The organism is Brevundimonas sp. P7753 (assembly GCF_013386595.1).
Classification (GTDB): Bacteria; Pseudomonadota; Alphaproteobacteria; order Caulobacterales; family Caulobacteraceae; genus Brevundimonas; species Brevundimonas bullata.
The window spans coordinates 1-381 of sequence record NZ_JACARP010000178.1; the positions used below are offsets into that span (position 1 = coordinate 1).

At 70.9% G+C, this 381-nt stretch carries 1 protein-coding gene; it reads left to right on the top strand.

What is annotated here, in order from left to right:
- Nucleotides 1-343: tRNA-dihydrouridine synthase (locus HX774_RS18845; RefSeq protein ID WP_178828956.1), on the top strand; the 343-nt coding region annotated here is incomplete at its 5' end.
- Nucleotides 344-381: the final 38 nt, after the last annotated feature.

A 381-nucleotide genomic window follows, 5' to 3' on the forward strand; every position in this document is an offset into this window, starting at 1 on the left:
CATGCTGGGCCGCGCCGCCTATCACGAGCCGGCCCTGCTGGGGCAGGTGGATCGGCGCATCTTCGGCAGGGATGTCGCGGACGTCGATCCCTTCGCCGCCATCGAACGCTATCGGCCCTACATGGCCGGGCGGCTGGCCGAGGGCGCCAGTCTGGCCGGTATGGCGCGGCATATGCTGGGTCTGATGCACGGACGGGCCGGGGCGCGGGCCTTCCGCCGCCTTCTGACGGTCGAGGGCGTCAAGGCTGGGGCCGGGCTGGAGGTTGTGGATCGTGCAGTCGAGGCCGTGCGCGAGGCCGAGGCGCGGCAGGCGCGGTTGGGCGAGAGTGAAGAAGCGGCCTGATCACCATTTTCATCATCCCGGCCTTGAGCCGGGACCGC